General features: G+C 67.6%; 21 protein-coding genes and 1 tRNA gene. 13 read left to right on the top strand and 9 right to left on the bottom strand.

The features are described 5' to 3' along the window. Nucleotides 1–7 precede the first annotated feature (7 nt). A complete protein-coding gene (lpdA, locus tag ACLKOY_RS00205) occupies nucleotides 8–1,405 on the top strand; it encodes a dihydrolipoyl dehydrogenase (RefSeq protein ID WP_053096802.1) in 1,398 nt (465 codons plus the stop codon). Between the two features lie 57 nt (nucleotides 1,406–1,462). On the opposite strand, the gene ACLKOY_RS00200 is transcribed toward lpdA, so the two are convergent. The 5 genes from ACLKOY_RS00200 to ACLKOY_RS00180 are packed head-to-tail and all read right to left on the bottom strand — an operon-like array spanning nucleotide 1,463 to nucleotide 4,741. Next, nucleotides 1,463–2,182, bottom strand: coding sequence for a methyltransferase domain-containing protein (locus ACLKOY_RS00200; RefSeq protein WP_436451954.1), 720 nt, complete (start codon nucleotides 2,180–2,182; stop codon nucleotides 1,463–1,465). Then, the gene (locus ACLKOY_RS00195; protein WP_436451953.1) at nucleotides 2,179–3,333 is read right to left on the bottom strand and encodes a type III polyketide synthase; all 1,155 of its coding nucleotides are present in this window, start codon (nucleotides 3,331–3,333) and stop codon (nucleotides 2,179–2,181) included. The genes ACLKOY_RS00200 and ACLKOY_RS00195 overlap by 4 nt, the downstream gene beginning before the upstream one ends. Before the next feature lie 53 nt (nucleotides 3,334–3,386). After that, on the bottom strand, nucleotides 3,387–4,031 hold the full coding sequence (locus ACLKOY_RS00190) for a CYTH domain-containing protein (protein ID WP_436451952.1): 645 nt from the start codon (nucleotides 4,029–4,031) through the stop codon (nucleotides 3,387–3,389). Next, the gene (locus ACLKOY_RS00185; protein ID WP_140037461.1) at nucleotides 4,024–4,236 is read right to left on the bottom strand and encodes a response regulator; all 213 of its coding nucleotides are present in this window, start codon (nucleotides 4,234–4,236) and stop codon (nucleotides 4,024–4,026) included. The genes ACLKOY_RS00190 and ACLKOY_RS00185 overlap by 8 nt, the downstream gene beginning before the upstream one ends. Nucleotides 4,237–4,270: 34 nt before the next feature. Continuing rightward, complete coding sequence (locus ACLKOY_RS00180) at nucleotides 4,271–4,741, bottom strand: prepilin peptidase (protein ID WP_436451951.1); 471 nt, start codon at nucleotides 4,739–4,741, stop codon at nucleotides 4,271–4,273. Between the two features lie 132 nt (nucleotides 4,742–4,873). On the opposite strand from ACLKOY_RS00180, the gene ACLKOY_RS00175 reads away from it, so the two are divergent. From ACLKOY_RS00175 to ACLKOY_RS00165, 3 genes are read left to right on the top strand one after another with little or no spacing between them, the layout of a single operon-like run. Continuing rightward, complete coding sequence (locus ACLKOY_RS00175) at nucleotides 4,874–5,671, top strand: hypothetical protein (protein ID WP_140037463.1); 798 nt, start codon at nucleotides 4,874–4,876, stop codon at nucleotides 5,669–5,671. Further along, entirely contained in the window at nucleotides 5,668–7,209 is a 1,542-nt protein-coding gene (locus ACLKOY_RS00170; RefSeq protein WP_436451950.1) for a DNA polymerase Y family protein, read from the top strand. Before ACLKOY_RS00175 ends, ACLKOY_RS00170 begins: the two co-directional genes overlap by 4 nt. Then, nucleotides 7,209–10,670 (top strand): error-prone DNA polymerase, encoded by a 3,462-nt coding sequence (locus ACLKOY_RS00165; protein ID WP_436451949.1) that lies wholly within the window; start codon nucleotides 7,209–7,211, stop codon nucleotides 10,668–10,670. Before ACLKOY_RS00170 ends, ACLKOY_RS00165 begins: the two co-directional genes overlap by 1 nt. Before the next feature lie 5 nt (nucleotides 10,671–10,675). Here the strand turns inward: ACLKOY_RS00165 and ACLKOY_RS00160 are convergent, their stop codons facing one another. Both ACLKOY_RS00160 and ACLKOY_RS00155 read right to left on the bottom strand, forming a co-directional pair. Beyond that, nucleotides 10,676–11,065, bottom strand: coding sequence for a hypothetical protein (locus tag ACLKOY_RS00160; RefSeq protein ID WP_436451948.1), 390 nt, complete (start codon nucleotides 11,063–11,065; stop codon nucleotides 10,676–10,678). Nucleotides 11,066–11,335: 270 nt separating this feature from the next. Then, entirely contained in the window at nucleotides 11,336–11,938 is a 603-nt protein-coding gene (locus ACLKOY_RS00155) for a TetR/AcrR family transcriptional regulator (RefSeq protein ID WP_436451947.1), read from the bottom strand. 181 nt (nucleotides 11,939–12,119) lie between these two features. Here ACLKOY_RS00155 and ACLKOY_RS00150 point away from each other — a divergent pair, with 181 nt between their 5' ends. The 4 genes from ACLKOY_RS00150 (at nucleotide 12,120) to ACLKOY_RS00135 (ending at nucleotide 15,748) form a co-directional block, all read left to right on the top strand. Next, on the top strand, nucleotides 12,120–13,355 hold the full coding sequence (locus tag ACLKOY_RS00150; protein WP_436451946.1) for an MFS transporter: 1,236 nt from the start codon (nucleotides 12,120–12,122) through the stop codon (nucleotides 13,353–13,355). Next, nucleotides 13,355–14,944, top strand: coding sequence for an amidohydrolase (locus ACLKOY_RS00145; RefSeq protein ID WP_436451945.1), 1,590 nt, complete (start codon nucleotides 13,355–13,357; stop codon nucleotides 14,942–14,944). The genes ACLKOY_RS00150 and ACLKOY_RS00145 overlap by 1 nt, the downstream gene beginning before the upstream one ends. A 188-nt stretch (nucleotides 14,945–15,132) precedes the next feature. After that, nucleotides 15,133–15,417, top strand: coding sequence for a hypothetical protein (locus ACLKOY_RS00140; RefSeq protein WP_235558976.1), 285 nt, complete (start codon nucleotides 15,133–15,135; stop codon nucleotides 15,415–15,417). A 55-nt stretch (nucleotides 15,418–15,472) separates the two neighbouring features. Further along, the gene (locus tag ACLKOY_RS00135) at nucleotides 15,473–15,748 is read left to right on the top strand and encodes a hypothetical protein (protein ID WP_140037471.1); all 276 of its coding nucleotides are present in this window, start codon (nucleotides 15,473–15,475) and stop codon (nucleotides 15,746–15,748) included. 83 nt (nucleotides 15,749–15,831) lie between these two features. On the opposite strand, the gene ACLKOY_RS00130 is transcribed toward ACLKOY_RS00135, so the two are convergent. Together ACLKOY_RS00130 and ACLKOY_RS00125 are read right to left on the bottom strand one after the other, a co-directional pair. Then, complete coding sequence (locus tag ACLKOY_RS00130) at nucleotides 15,832–16,011, bottom strand: hypothetical protein (protein ID WP_436451944.1); 180 nt, start codon at nucleotides 16,009–16,011, stop codon at nucleotides 15,832–15,834. Nucleotides 16,012–16,186: 175 nt separating this feature from the next. Then, nucleotides 16,187–16,263: transfer RNA gene (locus tag ACLKOY_RS00125), tRNA-Pro, on the bottom strand. A 118-nt stretch (nucleotides 16,264–16,381) separates the two neighbouring features. Between ACLKOY_RS00125 and ACLKOY_RS00120 the strand changes: the two genes are divergently transcribed. The 5 genes from ACLKOY_RS00120 to ACLKOY_RS00100 are packed head-to-tail and all read left to right on the top strand — an operon-like array spanning nucleotide 16,382 to nucleotide 18,732. Continuing rightward, nucleotides 16,382–16,966 (top strand): GNAT family N-acetyltransferase, encoded by a 585-nt coding sequence (locus ACLKOY_RS00120; RefSeq protein ID WP_436451943.1) that lies wholly within the window; start codon nucleotides 16,382–16,384, stop codon nucleotides 16,964–16,966. Beyond that, complete coding sequence (locus tag ACLKOY_RS00115; protein ID WP_436451942.1) at nucleotides 16,963–17,160, top strand: hypothetical protein; 198 nt, start codon at nucleotides 16,963–16,965, stop codon at nucleotides 17,158–17,160. The genes ACLKOY_RS00120 and ACLKOY_RS00115 overlap by 4 nt, the downstream gene beginning before the upstream one ends. A 21-nt stretch (nucleotides 17,161–17,181) precedes the next feature. Further along, the gene (locus ACLKOY_RS00110) at nucleotides 17,182–17,637 is read left to right on the top strand and encodes a hypothetical protein (RefSeq protein WP_436451941.1); all 456 of its coding nucleotides are present in this window, start codon (nucleotides 17,182–17,184) and stop codon (nucleotides 17,635–17,637) included. Nucleotides 17,638–17,677: 40 nt separating this feature from the next. After that, nucleotides 17,678–18,346: a lysoplasmalogenase family protein gene (locus ACLKOY_RS00105; RefSeq protein WP_436451940.1), complete on the top strand. Its 669-nt coding sequence runs from the start codon at nucleotides 17,678–17,680 to the stop codon at nucleotides 18,344–18,346. Next, nucleotides 18,346–18,732, top strand: coding sequence for an RNA-binding S4 domain-containing protein (locus ACLKOY_RS00100; protein ID WP_436451939.1), 387 nt, complete (start codon nucleotides 18,346–18,348; stop codon nucleotides 18,730–18,732). Before ACLKOY_RS00105 ends, ACLKOY_RS00100 begins: the two co-directional genes overlap by 1 nt. Nucleotides 18,733–18,770 lie beyond the last annotated feature (38 nt).

Here is an 18,770-nt window from a genome sequence, read left to right as displayed (position 1 = left end):
TTAAGGCATGCCACATTACGATGTCGTCATCCTCGGTGCAGGTCCTGGCGGATACGTCGCTGCGGTTCGCAGCGCGCAGCTCGGTCTGTCCACCGCCATCATCGAAGAGAAGTACTGGGGCGGTGTGTGCCTCAACGTGGGCTGCATCCCCTCCAAGGCTCTCCTGAAGAACGCGGAGCTCGCGCACACGCTCAACCACAAGGCCGACTTCTTCGGCATCTCGGGTGAGTTCACGATCGACTACGGCAAGGCGTTCGACCGCAGCCGTGTCGTCGCCGACGGCCGCGTCAAGGGCATCCACTTCCTGATGAAGAAGAACAAGGTGACCGAGTACGACGGTCGCGGCACCTTCACGGGCCCGAAGGCGATCTCGGTCGCCAAGTCCGACGGCTCGACCGAAGAGGTCACCTTCGACAACGCGATCATCGCGACCGGCTCGAAGGTCCGACTGCTGCCGGGCGTGCAGCTCAGCGACAACGTCGTGACCTACGAGGAGCAGATCCTCAGCCGTGAGCTCCCGAAGTCGATCGTCATCGTCGGAGCCGGCGCCATCGGCATGGAATTCGCCTACGTGATGACCAACTACGGCGTCAAGGTCACGATCATCGAGTTCCTCGACCGCGCGCTTCCCAACGAGGATGCCGATGTGTCGAAGGAGATCGCGAAGCAGTACAAGAACTACGGCGTCGACATCCTCACCTCCACCAAGGTCGAGTCCGTCGTCGACAACGGCTCCTCCGTCACCGTGTCGTACACCGGCAAGGACGGGCAGCAGTCGTCGATCGAAGCCGACAAGGTGCTCATGTCGGTCGGCTTCGCTCCCAACATCGAGGGCTTCGGCCTCGAGGCCACCGGCGTCAAGCTCACCGAGCGCGGCGCGATCGACATCGACGACCACATGCGCACCAACGTCGAGGGCATCTACGCGATCGGTGACGTGACCGCCAAGCTGCAGCTCGCCCACGTGGCCGAGGCACAGGGTGTCGTCGCTGCCGAGACCATCGGCGGAGCCGAGACCCAGACGCTCGGCGACTACCGCATGATGCCTCGTGCGACGTTCTGCTCGCCGCAGGTCGCCTCGTTCGGCCTCACCGAGCAGCAGGCGAAGGACGAAGGACGCGAGATCAAGGTCGCGACCTTCCCGTTCATGGCCAACGGCAAGGCGCACGGACTGGGCGAACCGGTCGGATTCGTCAAGCTGATCGCCGATGCCGAGCACCTCGAGCTCATCGGCGCACACATGATCGGTCCCGACGTCTCCGAGCTTCTGCCCGAGCTGACGCTGGCCCAGAAGTGGGACCTCACGGCTCTCGAACTGGCCCGCAACGTGCACACCCACCCGACGCTGTCGGAGGCGCTGCAGGAGGGCTTCCACGGCCTCGCAGGTCATATGATCAACTTCTGATCCGACGATCAGATCTCGAAGGCCCGATGCGCTCACGCGTGTCGGGCCTTTCGTGCATCATGACGCCGGCTCAGGCTCCCGGCGCAGTTCCAGCCGTGAGGGCAGGCCGAAGCACACCGTCCACCCCGACGGCACGAGAGAGGCGAGTTCTCTCCGCGTATACGAGCGACGGATGCTGATGAGGCCGTCCTGCCGGATGAACGAGCCGCGGAACAGCGTGCCCGAGAAGACCCAGGTCGCGGCGTCGTACAGCGCATAGGCGAATCGGGTGCGGGCGATGTCGCGGTGCACCACGACTCCGCCGTCGCCGACGAGCGCCGCGGAGTCGCGCAGCAGGCCGTCGAGCTCCGCCCCGGTGAGGTGATGCAGCAGGTGATTCGAGAAGACCACGTCGAACTGCTCCCCCTCCGCCACGAGCTCTGCGGCGAAGGCGCAGCGATACCGGACGCCGGCTCCGTCGTCATGATCCGCAGCCCAGCGAATCGCCCGCGCGTCCGCGTCGAGCGCCGTGATCTCGGCATCCAGCCCGGCGCGCCGCAACCGGCCCGCGATCATCCGGCACACGTCTCCGCCGCCCGCGCCGATGTCGAGGATGCGGATGGGACCGCGGCGGGCGCGCGGCCGGATCTCACGGCGATAGAGCAGCCCCGGGCGCGAGACGAGCGCGTTCACGAGACGGAAGCGTCTGTAGGTCTGTTCCAGCATCCCGATGTCGGCATCCGGATCGTCCATGAGCTCGCGCGCCTCTGCGGCGCGCATCGAGAGGTCGTGTCTCACGAGACGCCGGTGGTGACCGTCATCAGTGCGCTCTCGGCGGTCAGCCCCGGGCCGAACGCCATGGCGGCGACCCGCGACCCCTCGGTCGCGCCGTCGTCGAGGATCCGCTTGATCACGAAGAGCACCGTGGCACTCGACATGTTGCCGTTCTCGCGCAGCGTCTCCCGAGCCGGGTGCAGCTGCGCGTCGCTCAGCTGCAGTCGCTCCTGCACACGGTCGAGGATGCTGCGTCCGCCGGGATGGATCGCCCAGTGCTGCACGCGCTCCCCCACTCGCCCCTCGTCGAACGCGGCCGCCAGCTCGCCCTCGCGGGCGTAGAGCGGACGGATGGCACCGATGATGGTCTCGCCGATGATCTGCGGCACCTTGGTCGACAGGATCATCTCGAAGCCGTGGTCGCCGATGGTCCAGGCCATGTCCTTCTCACCCTCGGCGGCGATCGCCGTGTGGAAGCCGTCGAGACGAACGGCCGGCACCGGCGTCGCGAGGTCGCGTGCGGTGACGATGCCGGCGGCCGCGCCGTCCGCGAAGAGCGAGTTGGCGACGATGAGATCCGGGTCCTCCGACGAGCGCAGGTGCACGGTGCACAGCTCGACGCTGACCACGAGCACCACCGCGGTGGGATCGGCCGCGCAGAACTGGCTCGCCGCTCGGAGCGCGGGCAGCGAGGCGTAGCAGCCCATGAACCCGAGGTGGTAGCGCTGGACACTGTCGGAGAGGCCCAGCCCTCGCACGATCTCGTACTCGGGGCCCGGTGCATGGAATCCCGTGCACGATGCCGTGATGACGTGCGTGACGTCGGCGGCGACGATGTCGGGGTCGGCGTCGAGCGCGCTGCGCGCCACCTCGACGAAGAGACGCGACGCCTCGCGTATATAGACGTCATTGCGTGCGGCCGTTCCCGGAGACTGCAGAAGGCCGGACTCGCGATCGAAGAAGAGCGTCTCATCGGTGCTCGCCGTGGGTGAGAGCTCTTCGATGACGGTGTGACGGGTGTCGATTCCGGATCCGTTGAAGGATGCTCCGATGATCCGCTGTGCGAGGCGCCCGACGTCGGGCTGTGCGGCGAACATGTCGCGCACCTCGTGCTGCTCGATGACGGTGTCTGGAACGATCGTCCGCAGCGAGCGGAGTACGGCGGAGCGGGTCATGCTGTCACTCAAGCATGACCCCGCGTCCGCGTGGAAGGGGCTTGCGCAGGGAGTCAGAAACCCAGAGCGCGAGCGAGCTTGGAGCCGGATGACGCATCGCGACCCCCGACGGCGAAGATCACCGTCTCCACGGCCTCGAACAGGGCTGCTCGCCCCGCCGCATCGGCGGGTGCAGCGGGCCCGAGCTCGAACTCCCACTCGCGCCAGTCACGCTGCACGTCGTGTCGGAGGTCGGTCGCGCGAACGTGATCGTCGACGAACTCGGCGACCACTCCGGCGGTCCCGGTGAGCAGATATGCCGTCCGGGTGTTCTCGATCCGGGCGAGGGGCGTCAGCGGGCCCGTCGTCCATCGCGAGACGGTCTCGGTCACCGCATCCGGGATCCTGTCGTCGTCGCCCAGCGGCCAGCCGATCTCGAGACGGCCGTCGCCCTCACGCGGTCCCTTGATATGCCAACCCGCATCGGGGCCGCCGGTGCGGCGGCGAAGAGCCACCCCCGACCGGGAGAGTTCGGCATCTGCGGTGTCGAAGTAGCGGGCGTCGAGTTCGCGCACCTCACCGGATGACACGGCATCCACTCCGGGAATCCCCACCCACTCCGGAAGCGGAGTGGCATCGTCGACGTCGTACTTGCGCTCGACCTCGACGACCCTGGAGGGTTCGGAGTCGGACCGCGGAGCGTTGTGGTGCTCAGTCATCCGACGGGCTGATGTCCTCGAGGGCTTCGTCGTACCAGTAGTCGATCTCGGTGGGACCGTCGGTGTCTCCGGTGTTCTGCGCGTCACCGCGCCGGTTGTACACCACCTGGGTCTCGCTGTAGGGGACGATCAGCTTGTCGTCCGCGTCGCCGAGAGGAATGATCTGCCCGTCCAGCGGGCCGCCGTGAAGTCGTGCGAGTGCCATGTGCTCACCCTATCCCCGTCACCGCGGATGGGACTCATCGCATGACGATGCCGAGGAGCGCGCCCAGGATCATCCACGGCCCGAAGGCGATGCGTGTGGAGCCGTCCGCCCTGCGGAGCATCATCAGCGACACGGCGAACAGCGCCCCCAGGACGAAGGCGGATGCTGCTCCCACGGCGAGCGCCTGCCAGCTGTGCCACCCGAGGATCAGGCCGATGACGGCGGCGAGCTTGACGTCGCCTCCGCCCATGCCCTCGCGGCCGAGCAGACGGAGGGCCGCATAGAAACCGCCGAGGATCAGCATCCCCCAAGCGGCTCTGATCATCGCAGTGCTGTCACCTGTGACCATGGCGTCGACGCCCCCGACGACGACGAGTGCCGCAAGGGTGGGGAGCACGATCCGGTTCGGCAGTCGATGGGTGCGGATGTCGATGACGACGAGTCGGCAGGCGATCACGAACAGCGCCAGATGGACGGTCACGACGACCACGGTGCGGAGATCCATGCCGGAAGGCTAGGAGAAGGCGGATGCCGGTGAGGACGGCGTGTGGATAACCCCCGCCCCCGATGTCTGAGGTTCGAACTATCGTCATCTACTCCAGTTGCTTTATTAGTACATATCTTCGAGGATGGATTCATGGGGATCGGGCTCGATGCGGTGACCGCGCTCTCTCCGGCTGGCGACTCCCGCGCCGGAGAGGTTCTTCGGCTGCGCCGGGAGATCAGCCGCATGCAGCGCAGACGCAGCGAGCATCCGCTGCTCCCCCTCGAACCCGCCTTCTCCTCCCTGCTCCCCGAAGAAGGACTGCAGACGGGAGCGACTTACACCGTCTCCCCCTCGCCCAGCCTCGTCCTCGCGCTGCTCGCTGCGGCGTCGCGCAAGGGCCACTGGTGTGCGGTGGTGGGCATGCCCACGCTGGGCGTCGAAGCCGCAGCCGCGTTCGGAATCGAGCTGCCCCGACTGATCCTCGTCCCCGAGCCCGGAGACCGCTGGCTCGCCGTGACCTCTGCGCTCGCCGAGGTGGTTCCGCTGATCGCCGTGCAGCCGGGAGGCCGGGCACGCGATGCCGATGTGTCACGACTGAGCGCACGCCTGCGAGACCGCGGGAGCACCCTGCTGATCACCGAGTCGACAGCGTCCGGCGCCTGGCCGCAGAGCGAGGGTTCCATCCGACTGCACGACCAGCACTGGCTCGGCGTCGGTGAGGGGTGGGGACTCATCGAAGGCTCCACGGCGACGGTGTCGGCCCGCACGCGGCACAGTCCGCTGTCGTCGAGCGTGCGTGTGCGTCTTCCCGGCGCCCACGGCGCGGTCGAAGAGCTGCCCGCCGAGCACATCGCCGTCGAGACCATGGCTGAGATGACGACGCTGCCCGGCCTGCGCGGCGCCGAGTCCGCTCCGCACGAGTACCCGCGTCTGGCGGTGGCCGGATGACCGCTGCTCCGCTCCGGGTACTCGTCCTGTGGCTTCCCGATTGGCCGTTGCGCGCCACCCTGGGCGGGCCGCCGCCTCATCCGCCGACGGCACTGGTGCATGCGAACACCGTCGTCGCATGCACCGCTTCGGCGAGGGAGCACGGTGTGCGCGCCGGCCAGCGCCGCCGCGTCGCTCAGGGGCACATCTCGTCGCTGCGCGTGCTGCCGCACGATACCGCCCGCGACGAGAGAGCCTTCCTTCCGGTGCTGCAGCTCATCGAGAAGCACGCCCCCGGCGCCGCGCTGCTGCGTCCAGGACTCGCGGCGGTGCGGGCACGGGGCATCTCCCGCTACCACGACGGCGAGGCTGAAGCGGGGCAGGCCCTCATCGACGTCCTCACCGAGGCGGGCTTCCCCGAGGTGCGCGTGGGTATCGCCGACGGCCCTTTCACAGCAGAGCTCGCCGCCAGAGGAAGCGCGCCGTGCACCGTCGTGCCGGCGGGTCTCGCGAAGGACTTCCTCGCCCCGCTCCCCGTGGGGGTGCTGAGAGACGAACAGCTCACCGGTCTGCTCGTCCGGCTCGGGGTGCGCACACTCGGCGACTTCGCCGCCCTCGACGAGATCGAGGTGCGCGATCGCTTCGGCGAGCGCGGCGCCCGCCTGCACTCCCTCGCCGCCGGCTCCGATTCCCGCGCCGTGGTGGCACGACCGCCCGACCCCGAACTCGTGCGCTCCGTCGAGTTCGAACCGCCGCTCGCGGGAGCCGATCAGGTGGCCTTCGCAGTGCGGCAGACGGCCGATGCGGTCATGCTCGCTCTCGGCGAAGCCTCGGTGGTGTGCACAGAGGTCCGCATCGACCTGATCGACGACGACGGCAAGGTGTTCTCCCGCCCCTGGCTCCATCCGACCTGCTTCGATGCCGCTGACCTCGTCGACCGGGTGCGCTGGCAGCTCGAGGCGCTGGGAGCGGAGTCCGCGAAGGAGCCGATCGATGAGGCTCGCGCGTTCGGCGGAATAGCCCTGGTGCGCATCATCCCCGTGGCGGTCGATGATGCCGCCCATCACCAGCCCGGACTCTTCGGGTCGGGCACGGATGAGCGTCTGCACCACGCCATCTCCCGCGTGCAGACGATGCTCGGCCACGAGGGCGTCGTCACCGCCGCTCTCTCCGGCGGACGCTGGCTCGCCGATCGACAGGTGCTCACTCCGTGGGGCGAACGCGCCGTCGCCCCCAGAGACCCCGGGCACCCCTGGCCGGGAAGCCTTCCCGATCCTCTTCCCGCCGAGGTGTTCCGTCCGCCTCGTCCCATCGGAGTGCTCTCCCCCGACGGCGAGACCGTCCTCGTCGACGACCGCGGGTCTCTCTCGGCGACACCCGCTCGTATCGACGGCGACGATGTGCAGGCTTGGGCGGGCCCGTGGCCGATCCATGAACGCCGGTGGGATGCCTCCGGCGGCAAGAAGGGGCATCGCCTGCAGATCATCGACGACCATGATCGGGCCTGGCTCGTCTTCTGCACCGGAGATCGCTGGTGGGCCGAGGGGAGGTACCGCTGATGGGCTGGCACAATCCTCCCCTGTCCTGGAACGAACTGGAGCGCACTCTCAGCGGCGAGGAATCGCCCTACCCGACCGGAGGCATGCCACCCGGCAGCCGACCGGACCCAGGGCCCGTCAGCACCAAACGCAAGCGGAATCCCCCCACCTCCGTGCATCGGCCTGAGGATGCCGTTCCCTATGCCGAGCTGCACGCGCATTCGTCGTACTCGTTCCTCGACGGCGCCTCCTCACCGGAAGACCTGCTCGCCGAGGCCGAGCGCCTGGGGCTCACCGCGCTCGCGCTCACCGACCATGACGGCTTCTACGGGGCGGCCCGCTTCGCCGAGGTCGCAGAGCTGATGGATGTGAGTGTCCAGACGGTGTACGGCGCCGAGCTCTCGCTCGGTCTCGACTCACCGCAGCGGGGCACCCCCGATCCCGTCGGCGACCATCTTCTGGTGCTCGCCGACGGCCTGGAGGGCTATCACCGTCTCTCCGGAGCCATGACGGCTGCTCACCTGCGCGGCGGAGAGAAGGGCCGCCCCGTGTACGACCTCGATGAGCTGGCGGCCACCGCCGACGGGCACTGGACGATCCTCACCGGATGCCGCAAGGGCGGTGTCCGTCGTGGGCTCGAAGCCGGAGACGCACAGACGCCGCTGCGCCGCCTGGTCGATCTGTTCGGCCAGGATCACGTCGCCGTCGAGCTCTTCGACCACGGCGACCCGCAGGACACCCGTCGCAACGATGCTCTCGCCGATCTCGCCCGACGGATGCGACTGCCGGTGGTGGCGACGAACAACGTGCACTACGCCGCTCCCGAACGCGCATCACTCGCCGAGGCGGTCGCCGCTGTTCGTGCCGTGCGCAGCATGGACGAGCTCGACGGCTGGCTTCCGACCCACGGAGGAGCACATCTGCGCAGCGGTGCCGAGATGTCATCGCGCTTCCGGCGCCACCCCGGCGCGATCTCCTACGGGCTCGAGCTCGCCGCCGCGTCGGCCTTCTCGCTCCGCCGAGCGCGACCGGCCCTGCCGAAGCAGGAGGTGCCAGACGGTCACACCCCCATGAGCTGGCTGCGCCACCTGGTGTGGGAGGCCGTGCCGACGAAGTATCCGCACCTCGATGCCGACGGCCACCGCAGGATCGGGCGCGAGCTCGATGTGATCGAGGAGAAGGACTTCCCCGGCTACTTCCTCATCGTGCACGGCATCGTCACAGAGGCGCGCCGTCGCGGCATCCTGTGCCAGGGGCGTGGTTCTGCCGCGGCGAGCGCCGTCTGCTATCTGCTCGGCATCACCGCCGTCGACCCGATCCTCTACCGTCTGCCCTTCGAGCGGTTCCTTGCGACGACCCGTCAGGAAGAACCCGACATCGATGTGGACTTCGACTCCGATCGCCGGGAGGAGATCATCCAGTGGGTGTACCGCGAGTACGGAAGAGAGCGCGCGGCACAGGTGGCGAACGTCATCCAGTACCGTCCGAAGAACGCGGTGCGCGACATGGCGAGGGCTCTCGGCTTCTCACCCGGGCAGCAGGACGCCTGGTCCAGGCAGGTCGACGGGTGGAGCACCGGGCTCGAGGTGGCCGACGAGCATGACATCCCCGCGAACGTGCTCGAGTACGCGGGCGAGCTCCTGAAGGCTCCCCGGCACCTCGGTATCCACTCGGGTGGCATGGTGCTCACTGCACGCCCCGTCGGCGAGGTCGTCCCCGTCGAGCATGCTCGCATGGAGAACCGCACCGTGATCCAGTGGGACAAAGACGACGCCGCGTGGATGGGGCTGGTGAAATTCGACCTCCTCGGGCTCGGCATGCTGGCAGCGCTCCAGCACTGCTTCGATCTCATCGACGACGCCACGGATGAGCGGTGGACGCTCGAGACTCTTCCGAAAGAAGAGCCGGCCGTCTACGACATGCTCTGCCGCGCTGATTCGATCGGGGTGTTCCAGGTCGAATCCCGGGCACAGATCGGTCTGCTCCCCCGCCTGCAGCCACGCGCCTTCTACGACCTCGCCATCCAGATCGCACTCATCCGCCCCGGGCCCATCCAGGGCGGGGCCGTGCATCCCTTCGTCCGCCGCAAGATGGCCAAGGATGCGCTCGACGAGGAGAACCGCGCCAGAGCCGCTCGTGGAGAAGACCCCGTGGTGCTCGATATCCCGTACCCGCATGATGACCTCAAGCCGATCCTCGAGCGGACTCTGGGCATCCCGATCTTCCAGGAGCAGCTGATCCAGATGGCGACGGCCATCGGCGACTGCACCGCCGACGAGGCCGATCTGCTCAGACGTGCCATGGGATCCAAGCGCGGGCTCGAGAAGATCGAGAAGGTGCGCGACAAGCTCTACGCGGGCATGTCCAGGCGCGGCCTCTCCGCCGAGCAGTCGGATCGCATCTACGCGCAGATCCAGGCGTTCTCGAACTTCGGATTCGCGGAGTCGCACTCGTTGTCCTTCGCGCTCCTCGTCTATGCGAGCTCCTGGCTCAAGCTGCACTATCCGGCTGCCTTCCTCGCAGGGCTCCTCCGATCGCAACCGATGGGCTTCTACTCCGCCTCGACGCTCACCGCAGACGCGCGCCGGCATGGCGTGGAGGTGCGCCGACCCGATCTGCACGCCTCGGGCGTCACCGAGACCCTCGAACCCCTCGAGGGCGCACCGCTGCGGATGCCGACAGGTCTGGACGCCTGCGGCGATCCACTGCAGCCTCGAGTGCCGCGGTTCGACCGGTCGAAGCCCGACGAGTCGGCGGCGCACCGCCGGGATGGCGCCTACGCGGTGCGCATGGGGCTCAGCGGTGTGCGCGGCATCGGCACACCGCTGGCGGAGAGGATCGTCGCCGAGCGCGAGGCCGCCGGCCCGTTCCGCGATCTGAACGACCTGGTGAGGCGCACCGACGCCACCGCCGCGCAGCTGGAGTCCCTGGCGACCGCCGGCGCGTTCGAGTGCCTCGGGCTGCAGCGCAGAGAGGCGATCTGGCTGTCCGGGGCAGCCGCTGAGGATCGTTCGCGATTCCTTCCCGGCACGACGATCGCCGTGCAGCCACCGTTGTTCAGCGATCAGTCCAGCTACGAACGGCTCTCCGCGGATCTCTGGGCGACAGGTGTCTCGACCGACGACCATCCGATGGCGCATTTCCGCGGACTTCTGCGCGAGCGAGGCGTGCTCACCTCCTCCGATCTCCAGAGCCACGAGACGGGCAGGCGCATCGAGGTCGCGGGCCTCGTGACTCACCGTCAGCGCCCCGCGACCGCAGCGGGTGTCACCTTCCTCAATCTCGAAGACGAGAACGGCCTCGTCAACGTCATCTGCTCGACGGGGGTGTGGGGTCGTTATCACCGTGTGGCGCGGGATTCTCCTGCTCTGATCATCCGCGGCATTCTCGAGCGCTCAGCAGAGGGGGTCGTGAACGTCCTCGCCGACGCATTCGAAGACCTCCGCACCGGAGTGACGCATCGATCGAGGGACTTCCGCTGAGCGGGTCACCAGAAGCGTTCAGGCTCCGGCTCAGGCACACGATCGCCACCACCCCAGCGGTCCGCTTCGGCCTTCGCCGCGTCGACCGCCGCGTCGGCGCCGTGCAGGGCGGCCCTGGCACTCGTCGCGCCCGAACCGTTCCCTTCGGCATCGACGGTGAGAGTCGTGAGCGACGAGTGGCCGCCGATCGTCACCGTGCAGTCGAGGACACGACCCAGCCACCGGATGAGCTCACCCCGTGGCTCTTCGACGCGGCGATACCGGATGCCGGTGTCGAGGTCACTGACAGACAGGATCAGAGCCTCGCCGGTCAGCTCGTCGATGCGCTCCGTCACCTCGACTCGGTGCCCGTGGGCGATGGCGAGGTGCGCGTTCAGCACGAGCTTTCTGTCCATGCAACCACTCTATGAGTGGACGTTCTCACGGCAAGCCCCAGTCCTGGAAGAAACATTCGTAGATTTCTTTGTCCCCCAAATGGCGGACAAGACGATTAAGCGATATTCTGCTGCAAGTAGCGGGGGCTACCGGCTGAACATCTGGGGATATATCAGTCGAGAGAGCAGCGAAAATCTTCGCCGCCTCCCCTACCGTCCGGGACGGACGGTGAGCCCTCTCGAGTGATCCAAATGGGGTTGGATGACTCGAGAGGGCAACCACCTCGAGCCTCACCTGCTGAGGCGAGCCCGAAGCGAGTCGATCAGCAGTCCGACACCGAGCTCGAACGTCCGATCCGCCCGAGCGGTGCCTCGCTCCGCTCCCTCGAGCACGCGACCGAGCGTGCGGGTTCCCTCCCCCGGCTCCCAGACCTCATCGGGCGATGCCAGGTCGAGGCCGAACCCGATAGCGAACGCATCGATGATCGCGATCACCGTGAGCACCTCGTCTTCGGGAAAGTCGCCGTCGACGAGAACGGTCGCCAGGTCGTCGTACGCCGAGATCACTGCCGGATGAGTGATGGTCTTCCCGATGAGGAGCGGCACGAGCTGCGGGTGATCGGCATACATCTGGCGTTGCTGTCGCAGAAGCTCGACGAGGAAGTCATCCCACGCGCTCTCCCCTGGCCGGACTCGGTAGTCCTCGACCAATCGGCCGCGCATCAGCTCGATGATGCCGTCCATACCGTCCACGTGGTTGTAAAGCGAAGACGGCCTGACTCCGAGCCTGCGGGCGATCGCGTTCACCCCGAACGGCTCTCCGGCCCTCGACAGTTCGAGACCGGCCGCACCGATGATCTCCGGCGACAGCAATGGACTCGATGGCCTGGGCATCACACGCTCACTCTCTGTTCGCGGGACCGTCGAGAAATCTCTTCCCTCGGGCATCCCTCCTGTGCATAATAGTGAACACCATTCGTTGACGAACACCATTCGTTTTTGAATTCGCGCCCCACCCGATGCGCATCGGCAGAACCTTCGCGCACATCGCCGTGCCCCTCTCAGTGGGAGAACCATGACCGCCATCGACCTCAGCACCCGGGTTCCGCTCCGGGTGCCTACCGCCACCGCCACCTTCGCGATCGGAATCGCGGGGTATCTGGGCGTCAACCTTTCGCCCTACATGATCACCGCCGCGCAGACGGGCCTCAGCATCGACGTGCTCGCCGCCAGCTGGCTCGTCACCGCGACGCTGCTGCTCACCGCGGTCACCGGACTCGCCATCGCCCCGCTCTGCGCCGGCGGTCACCGACGAGCAGTGGCCCGCACCGGACTCGCCATCGCGTCCGTCGGTTTCGCCACCGCAGCGCTGGTCCCAGCGCTCATCCTTCCCGCTCTGCTGGTCGGCGGGGCGGGAGCCGGCGGTGCCGTCGCGGCGTCCGGGGCCGCCCTGGCCGCGTTCCGGAATCCTGACAGGGTCGCGGGATTCAACGGTCTCGCGAACCGCGGCGTGATCACGATCGTGCTGGCGGTGATCCCTCTCGTGGGGCTCGCACCGATCGATGTCTTCGGTGCGCTCGCGCTGTTCAGCATCCTGGGACTGCTCGTCTCTGCGTGGTTGCCTGCGGCCCCCGTGATCGATCCTCAGGCCGGGGCCGCTGTCGCCGAGGCGATGCCGATCGACGTGCCGCCGACAGGCACGGTGCGCCTCTCTCCGGCACGCTCGCGAACCGTCACGATCGCCGGGTTCAGCCTCCTCGTCGTGTTCGCACTGTGGGCGGTGAGCGAGGACTCGCTCTGGGCCATGGCCGGGATCATGGGTGCCGAGCAGACGGGCCTCACACCCGAAGGGCTGGGCCTCGCACTCAGTGGCGCGACGGCTGGCGGCCTCATCGGGTCGGTGCTGCTGATGATCGTCGGATCCCGGCTGGGTCGGGCAGTGCCCCTCGCGGTGCTGCTGGTGGCCGGAGGAGTGCTGAAGATCGTCGAGGGCTTCACGTCTGATCCGACCGCGTTCATCGTCGTCTTCATCGCCTGGAACACCGTGTACGCGATCGCCTTCATGTACTTCGTGTCGACCTCCGCTGCTCTCGATGCCGACGGACGTTGGTCCGGCCCGCTGCTCGCGGTCTACCTCGTCGGCTCGGCACTCACCCCCGTGATCGGCGCTGCGCTGGTCGGCCTGCTCGGGTTCCAGGGGTTCGCCGTCGCGCTGGGCATCGCGAGCTTCGTGCTCGCCGTGCCCGCGAGTGCCATCGCCCTGCTCTCGACCCGCCTCGAGCGTGCAGCCACCACCGAGGAGACACTCTGATGACCACCACGCTCTATCGCAACGCCCGCTTCTTCACCGCTGACGAGACCGCCTGGGCCGAAGCGGTGGTCGTCGACGGCGCGGAGTTCACCTTCGTCGGATCCGAGGCCGACGCACCGTCGACCGATGCCGCGGTGGACCTCGGCGGACGGGTGGTTCTTCCCGGATTCACCGATGCGCACACTCATCTGCTGATGATGGGCGAAGCGCTGGGCCAGATCGGGCTCACCGATGCCGGCTCTCTCGACGAGATCCAGCGCAGGGTGCGACAGGCACGCGAGACGGGCTCCGGTACGGTGCGGGGGCGCGGATGGCTCTTCGACGCCATCCCGGGCGGATCGCCGACGGCCGCGATGATCGACGCCGTCGTCGCGGACGTCCCCGTCTACCTCGACGCCAACGACTACCACTCCTGCTGGGTCAACTCTGCGGCGCTCGAGGAGCTGGGGGTCACCCGCGAGACACCTGACCCGATCGGCGGACGAATCGAGAGGGACGCCGACGGCGAACCGACCGGGATGCTCTACGAGACGGCCGCGCAGCAGTACGCCTGGGCGCACCGGGATGCCACGACCACCGACGAGCAGCGGGATGCAGCGGTGCAGCGCGTCGTCAAGGCGTATCTCGCGGCGGGTGTCATCGGCGCCGTCGACATGGCGTTCGACTGGCTCGCGCTCGCGGCGCTGGAGCGGGCCGAGCGGCGAGGCGAACTGCCGTTGCGGATAGCCGCGCACTGGTTCGTCGCGAACACCGGCGACGACACGCTGAATCTGGCTCAGGTCGCCGAGGCGGCGGATCGGGCCGAGGCTGCCTCGAGCGCCATTCGGGTCATCGGCATCAAGCTCGTGCTCGACGGCACGATCGACGCGTGCACCGCCGCGATGCGTGCTCCGTATGCGGATGGCTCCAACGCCGCGCCGATCTGGCCGGCCGAACGCCTGTTCCCCGTCGTGGCAGCTGCGGATGCTGCGGGACTTCAGGTCGCGCTGCACGCGATCGGCGATGAGGCGAGCACGCTCGCGCTGGATGCGATCGAGCACGCGATCATCGTCAACGGCGATCGTCCTCGTCGCCATCGGATCGAGCATCTCGAGTACGCGGCTCCCGGCACGGCCGAGCGGATGGCGCGCCTGGGTGTGACGGCATCCATGCAGCCGGTGCACGCTGATCCGTCGATCTTCGCGAACTGGGCGGCCCAGCTCGGCGATGATCGAGCGGAGCGGGCCTTCGCGTGGCCGGAGTACGAGGTTGCCGGTGCGCTGCTCGCCTTCTCGACCGACGCTCCCACCGCGCCGCACGCGGCACTCGCGAACATGTACGTGGCCACGACACGGGCATCGGCGCTGAACCCCGATGTGCCCGCGGTGCATCCGCAGTTCGCCCTTCCCCTCGACCGCGCGATCGCTCATGCGACGCGTGACGCGGCGGAGTCGATCGGCGACGGGGCGTGGCGTGGCCGCATCGCGGTGGGCCAGGCGGCAGACTTCGCCGTGCTCGACGTCGATCCGTTCTCGGAGGGCAGCCGGTCGCTGCTCGCAGCCCGCGTCCTGCGCACGGTGGTCGCCGGGCACACCGCGTACGGGGCGTGAGGCGTCGCCCCGCGGCATCCGTCGACGGTCCTCTTGAGCGATATACCGGTCTGTTCTTATAATTCTGGTGAACTCTGGCGGGCAGAGGGCGCCCGTCGATCAGGCGGTGATGTCATCGGCCGGTCGCGGAGCGCTCCCCCTGTCAGCCGATGGCGAATACGACTGATTGGAGTGTTGAGATGTCCGCGATGCCCGATCCGAGGTTCGAGCTCCGCAGGGTGACCGAGACCGAGTGGCTGATCGTCGACCACAAGTACGAGCCGCACGATGCACGTCAGACCGTCGCCTGCATCTACCAGGTGGATGCCGTCGAGGTCGATGTGCTCTGGTTGCGCAATCTCCCCCTGGCGAGCTCGTACATGTCGGCCGAAGAAGTGCTCAGCGATCTGCAGCGGTTCCACAACCCGCCGAGCCGGTCGACGGCGCCGATCACGATCCCGCACCTTCCTCCACTCGCGACGACGGCCAGTTGATTCCCGTGCGGAGCGGTACCCCGGCTCGGCGACCGTCGCGCCATAGGCTGGCCTCATGCTCATCGCTCTGATCCGTCCCGTCGAGACCAGCACTGCAGACGTCATCGGAACCACGCTCGCCGAGGTGCTCGTCGAGCTCGAACAGCACCGCAAGCCCGGTTTCGAGCTGGCGTCGGCGCCCGTGCGCATGCTGAAGGGCGTGGCCAAAATGGAGGCGACGGGCACCTTCACACGCGTAGACGGCGTGCAGGAGATCGAGGCTGACGACATGGCATCGCTCGAGGCGAAGGTGCCAGAAGGATGGCGGATGCTGACCGTGCGCACCGCCTAGGTCGAGCGACCAGCCGACAGCGAAGAAGACCCCCACCGGCTCAACGCCGGGTGGGGGTCTTCGCTCTTCAGGGCGTGGCCGTCTCAGCCGCCCGACGGGTTCTCGAGAGGCGCTCCGTCTTCGTCGGTCGTCTCGTCTTCAAGGATCTCGTCCGTGCTCTTAGAAGTGCTCTCGGACGTCGAGTCATCGGGCGCACCACCCGAGGCGGTGTCGGGCTCCTCGTGGGCGTCGGTGGTTCCGTGCGTGTTCTGCAGATCGCTCATTGCATCTCCTCTGTCGGTGATGAGGCGACGGTATGCCGTTCGTCCGTTGCTGGAGAGGGGGTTGACGTGGCGACGTGGCAGGTGGTGCGTCGCGGGTGGGGCTTTGCGGGCCGCCGGGCCGGGCATGAAAAAAGCCCCGGAGTTCCGCGTAATTCTGCGGTTCTCCGGGGCTTTGTGGTCGGGCTGACAGGATTTGAACCTGCGACCCCTTGACCCCCAGTCAAGTGCGCTACCAAGCTGCGCCACAGCCCGTTGTTCTGCACTCTCGCGCAGGCAACTCCCCTATCTTAGCCCCACTTTCCCGCCCTTCGCGAACCGGGTGAGCGCCGGGCGTTGCGTGGTGTCGGAGGCGCGGCGTACCGTCACCTGCATGGCGACGATCACGACAGAGGTGGCGACGACGGCCCGATGGGATGACGTTCAGCATGCGCTGACCGGCGGCGGCGATGGTGCCAGCTGCCAGTGCATCTGGCCGATGTTGAGCAACAAGGAGTGGAATGAGACGACCACGCCGCAGCGCACCGAGATGTTTCGGCATGAGATCGACGCGGGTCCTCCGCCCGGCCTGATCGCCTACGTCGACGGCGACGCCGCCGGATGGATCCGGATCGGGCCGCGCACGAAGCAGCAGCGGGTGCCGCGCACGCGCATGATCGCGGCAGCATCCGCCGAGCCTTTCGACGACGAATCGGTGTGGGCAGTCACGTGCTTCGTGGTCCGTCGCGAACACCGAGGCTCGGGCCTGAATCTTGAACTGCTGCGCGCCGCCGTCGATTTCGCGCGAACCTCGGGAGCCCGACTCATCGAGGGCTATCCCGTCGACACCCGCGGCGAGAAGAAGCGCACGAACGACCTGTTCCACGGCATGCTCACCACATTCCTGGCCGCCGGCTTCGAAGAGAGAGCCGAGATGAAGCCGGGACGCACCCTCGTGGCATTGGAGCTCGCCTCGTGACCGAAGAGACAGAGCTGCCGACATCCATGGGCAAGGTCGCTCGCAGAGAGCTGGCTCTGCAAGGATTCACCCGTCTCGACCAGTTGGACGGAGTGTCCGAGAGTGCGCTCCTCGCGATTCACGGAGTGGGCCCGAAAGCCATCCGCATCCTGCGTGAACACCTCGAATCCCTCGGCTCGACTCTCCGACCGTGAGCGACCGCTAGCGTGGGTGACATGAGCGACGAGTACCCGACCATCGAAGACCCGGAACTGGGCACCCTCACGCGCGCGACGACGGAGCTGTCTGATGGAATCGTGCTGACCCACGACTGGTACGCCGGCGGCACGGTCGTGAACGGTGCTCCCCTCGATCTCATGATCGAAGGAACCGACGCCGACGAGGCGGCCGCTCTGCTCCCCCACGTGCATGAGACGATCGCAGCCCTCGGAGTTCTGCGACGTCTGGCTACGGATGCCGTCGTGGCCGCGTTCAGCAACGTCACCCCCGAGCAGCACGAGCTCGACGACGCGGCATCCGACCTCAGCCTCGAGACGCTCGAGGCTTCAGCCGACGGCACCGTCGTGCTCCACCTCATCGACACTTGCGGCCAGCACTTCCCCGAGGGATACTGGCCCGCCGTGCACCTCGGCACTGACGGTCAGATCACCCAGGTCACCGTCGAGTCCTGAGCGAGTCTGGCGCCGTTCGATCCCGCCCTACGATGGGGAGATGCAGCGCCGCCGTCAGCTTGATCCGCTTCTGTGGGCATACCTGCCTTACATCGCGGTCTCGGTGGCCCACGTGGTGCTGCTGAGCCTGGAGAGCCCTGCGGCCGGGTGTACCAAGCTGCTCCTCATGCCCCTGCTCGCCGTACCTGTGCTGGTGTCGCTGCGCCGGATCCGGGAGCGCGCCGCTCAGGCATTGATCCTCGGGGCCCTCACGTTCTCATGGCTCGGCGACAGCGCGGGCGCGCTCTTCCCCGCCGCGGCGGAATTACCGCTGATGCTGATGTTCTTCGGCATCGCGCATCTGGCATACATCGCTCTCTTCATCCGTCACCTCGCGCAGCGTCGGATGCCGTGGTGGGCGCTCGTCTACGCCGGATGGTGGGTGGCGATGATGGCTTTCGTGGGGCCACATGTCGGTGGGCTGCTGATCGCGGTCGCCGTCTACGGACTCGTCCTTGGCGCCACCGCGGCATTCTCCACTCGGTGCCATCCGCTCGTCGCGATCGGCGGCGCTTTCTTCCTCGCAAGCGACACGGTATTGGCCCTTCGGCTCTTCCTCCCCGACTCGCTCCCTGCCTGGAGCAACCCTGCCATCATGGCCACCTACACGATCGGACAGGGCCTGATCATCTCCGGCGCCCTGATCGCACTGAGAAAGAGAGGCGCCTGATGGCCGATGCCGCACGGGTCGACAGCTGGCTCTGGGCGATCCGCGTCTACAAGACGCGCTCGGCCGCGACGACCGCATGCCGCGCAGGGCATGTGCGCGTGAACGGCGACAAGGTGAAGGCCGCACAGCACGTGCGCATCGGCGACGAGCTGCGTGTGCGGATCGCCGGCTTCGATCGGATTCTGATCGTCCGCCAGCTGCTCGTCAAGCGTGTCGGTGCGCCGATCGCCGCCCTCGCCTACGAGGATCGCACGCCCGAGCGCGAGCCTCAGGCCGCTCTCGGGCTGCGCGATCGGGGCGCGGGGCGACCCACCAAGCGCGAGCGACGCGACATCGACAAGCTGCGGGGCCGAGGATATGAGGATGACGGCATATTCCATGGCTGACGCTGGGCACAGTCGAACATATCTTCTAAGCTGAGATC

This window comes from Microbacterium sp. K2 (genome assembly GCF_051365005.1).
GTDB classification, from domain to species: domain Bacteria; phylum Actinomycetota; class Actinomycetes; order Actinomycetales; family Microbacteriaceae; genus Microbacterium; species Microbacterium foliorum_B.
The sequence above is the reverse complement of the archived record's forward strand: the minus strand, read 5'-3'. Positions and strand labels throughout refer to the sequence as shown.

Coding starts and splice junctions, on each gene's coding strand:
- lpdA (WP_053096802.1), top strand. CDS start 8: ATGCCACATTACGATGTCGTCATCCTCGGTGCAGGTCCTGGCGGATAC.
- ACLKOY_RS00195 (WP_436451953.1), bottom strand. CDS start 3,333: ATGACCCGCTCCGCCGTACTCCGCTCGCTGCGGACGATCGTTCCAGAC.
- ACLKOY_RS00190 (WP_436451952.1), bottom strand. CDS start 4,031: ATGACTGAGCACCACAACGCTCCGCGGTCCGACTCCGAACCCTCCAGG.
- ACLKOY_RS00185 (WP_140037461.1), bottom strand. CDS start 4,236: ATGGCACTCGCACGACTTCACGGCGGCCCGCTGGACGGGCAGATCATT.
- ACLKOY_RS00180 (WP_436451951.1), bottom strand. CDS start 4,741: ATGGATCTCCGCACCGTGGTCGTCGTGACCGTCCATCTGGCGCTGTTC.
- ACLKOY_RS00175 (WP_140037463.1), top strand. CDS start 4,874: ATGGGGATCGGGCTCGATGCGGTGACCGCGCTCTCTCCGGCTGGCGAC.
- ACLKOY_RS00170 (WP_436451950.1), top strand. CDS start 5,668: ATGACCGCTGCTCCGCTCCGGGTACTCGTCCTGTGGCTTCCCGATTGG.
- ACLKOY_RS00165 (WP_436451949.1), top strand. CDS start 7,209: ATGGGCTGGCACAATCCTCCCCTGTCCTGGAACGAACTGGAGCGCACT.
- ACLKOY_RS00160 (WP_436451948.1), bottom strand. CDS start 11,065: ATGGACAGAAAGCTCGTGCTGAACGCGCACCTCGCCATCGCCCACGGG.
- ACLKOY_RS00155 (WP_436451947.1), bottom strand. CDS start 11,938: ATGCCCAGGCCATCGAGTCCATTGCTGTCGCCGGAGATCATCGGTGCG.
- ACLKOY_RS00150 (WP_436451946.1), top strand. CDS start 12,120: ATGACCGCCATCGACCTCAGCACCCGGGTTCCGCTCCGGGTGCCTACC.
- ACLKOY_RS00145 (WP_436451945.1), top strand. CDS start 13,355: ATGACCACCACGCTCTATCGCAACGCCCGCTTCTTCACCGCTGACGAG.
- ACLKOY_RS00140 (WP_235558976.1), top strand. CDS start 15,133: ATGCCCGATCCGAGGTTCGAGCTCCGCAGGGTGACCGAGACCGAGTGG.
- ACLKOY_RS00135 (WP_140037471.1), top strand. CDS start 15,473: ATGCTCATCGCTCTGATCCGTCCCGTCGAGACCAGCACTGCAGACGTC.
- ACLKOY_RS00130 (WP_436451944.1), bottom strand. CDS start 16,011: ATGAGCGATCTGCAGAACACGCACGGAACCACCGACGCCCACGAGGAG.
- ACLKOY_RS00120 (WP_436451943.1), top strand. CDS start 16,382: ATGGCGACGATCACGACAGAGGTGGCGACGACGGCCCGATGGGATGAC.
- ACLKOY_RS00110 (WP_436451941.1), top strand. CDS start 17,182: ATGAGCGACGAGTACCCGACCATCGAAGACCCGGAACTGGGCACCCTC.
- ACLKOY_RS00105 (WP_436451940.1), top strand. CDS start 17,678: ATGCAGCGCCGCCGTCAGCTTGATCCGCTTCTGTGGGCATACCTGCCT.
- ACLKOY_RS00100 (WP_436451939.1), top strand. CDS start 18,346: ATGGCCGATGCCGCACGGGTCGACAGCTGGCTCTGGGCGATCCGCGTC.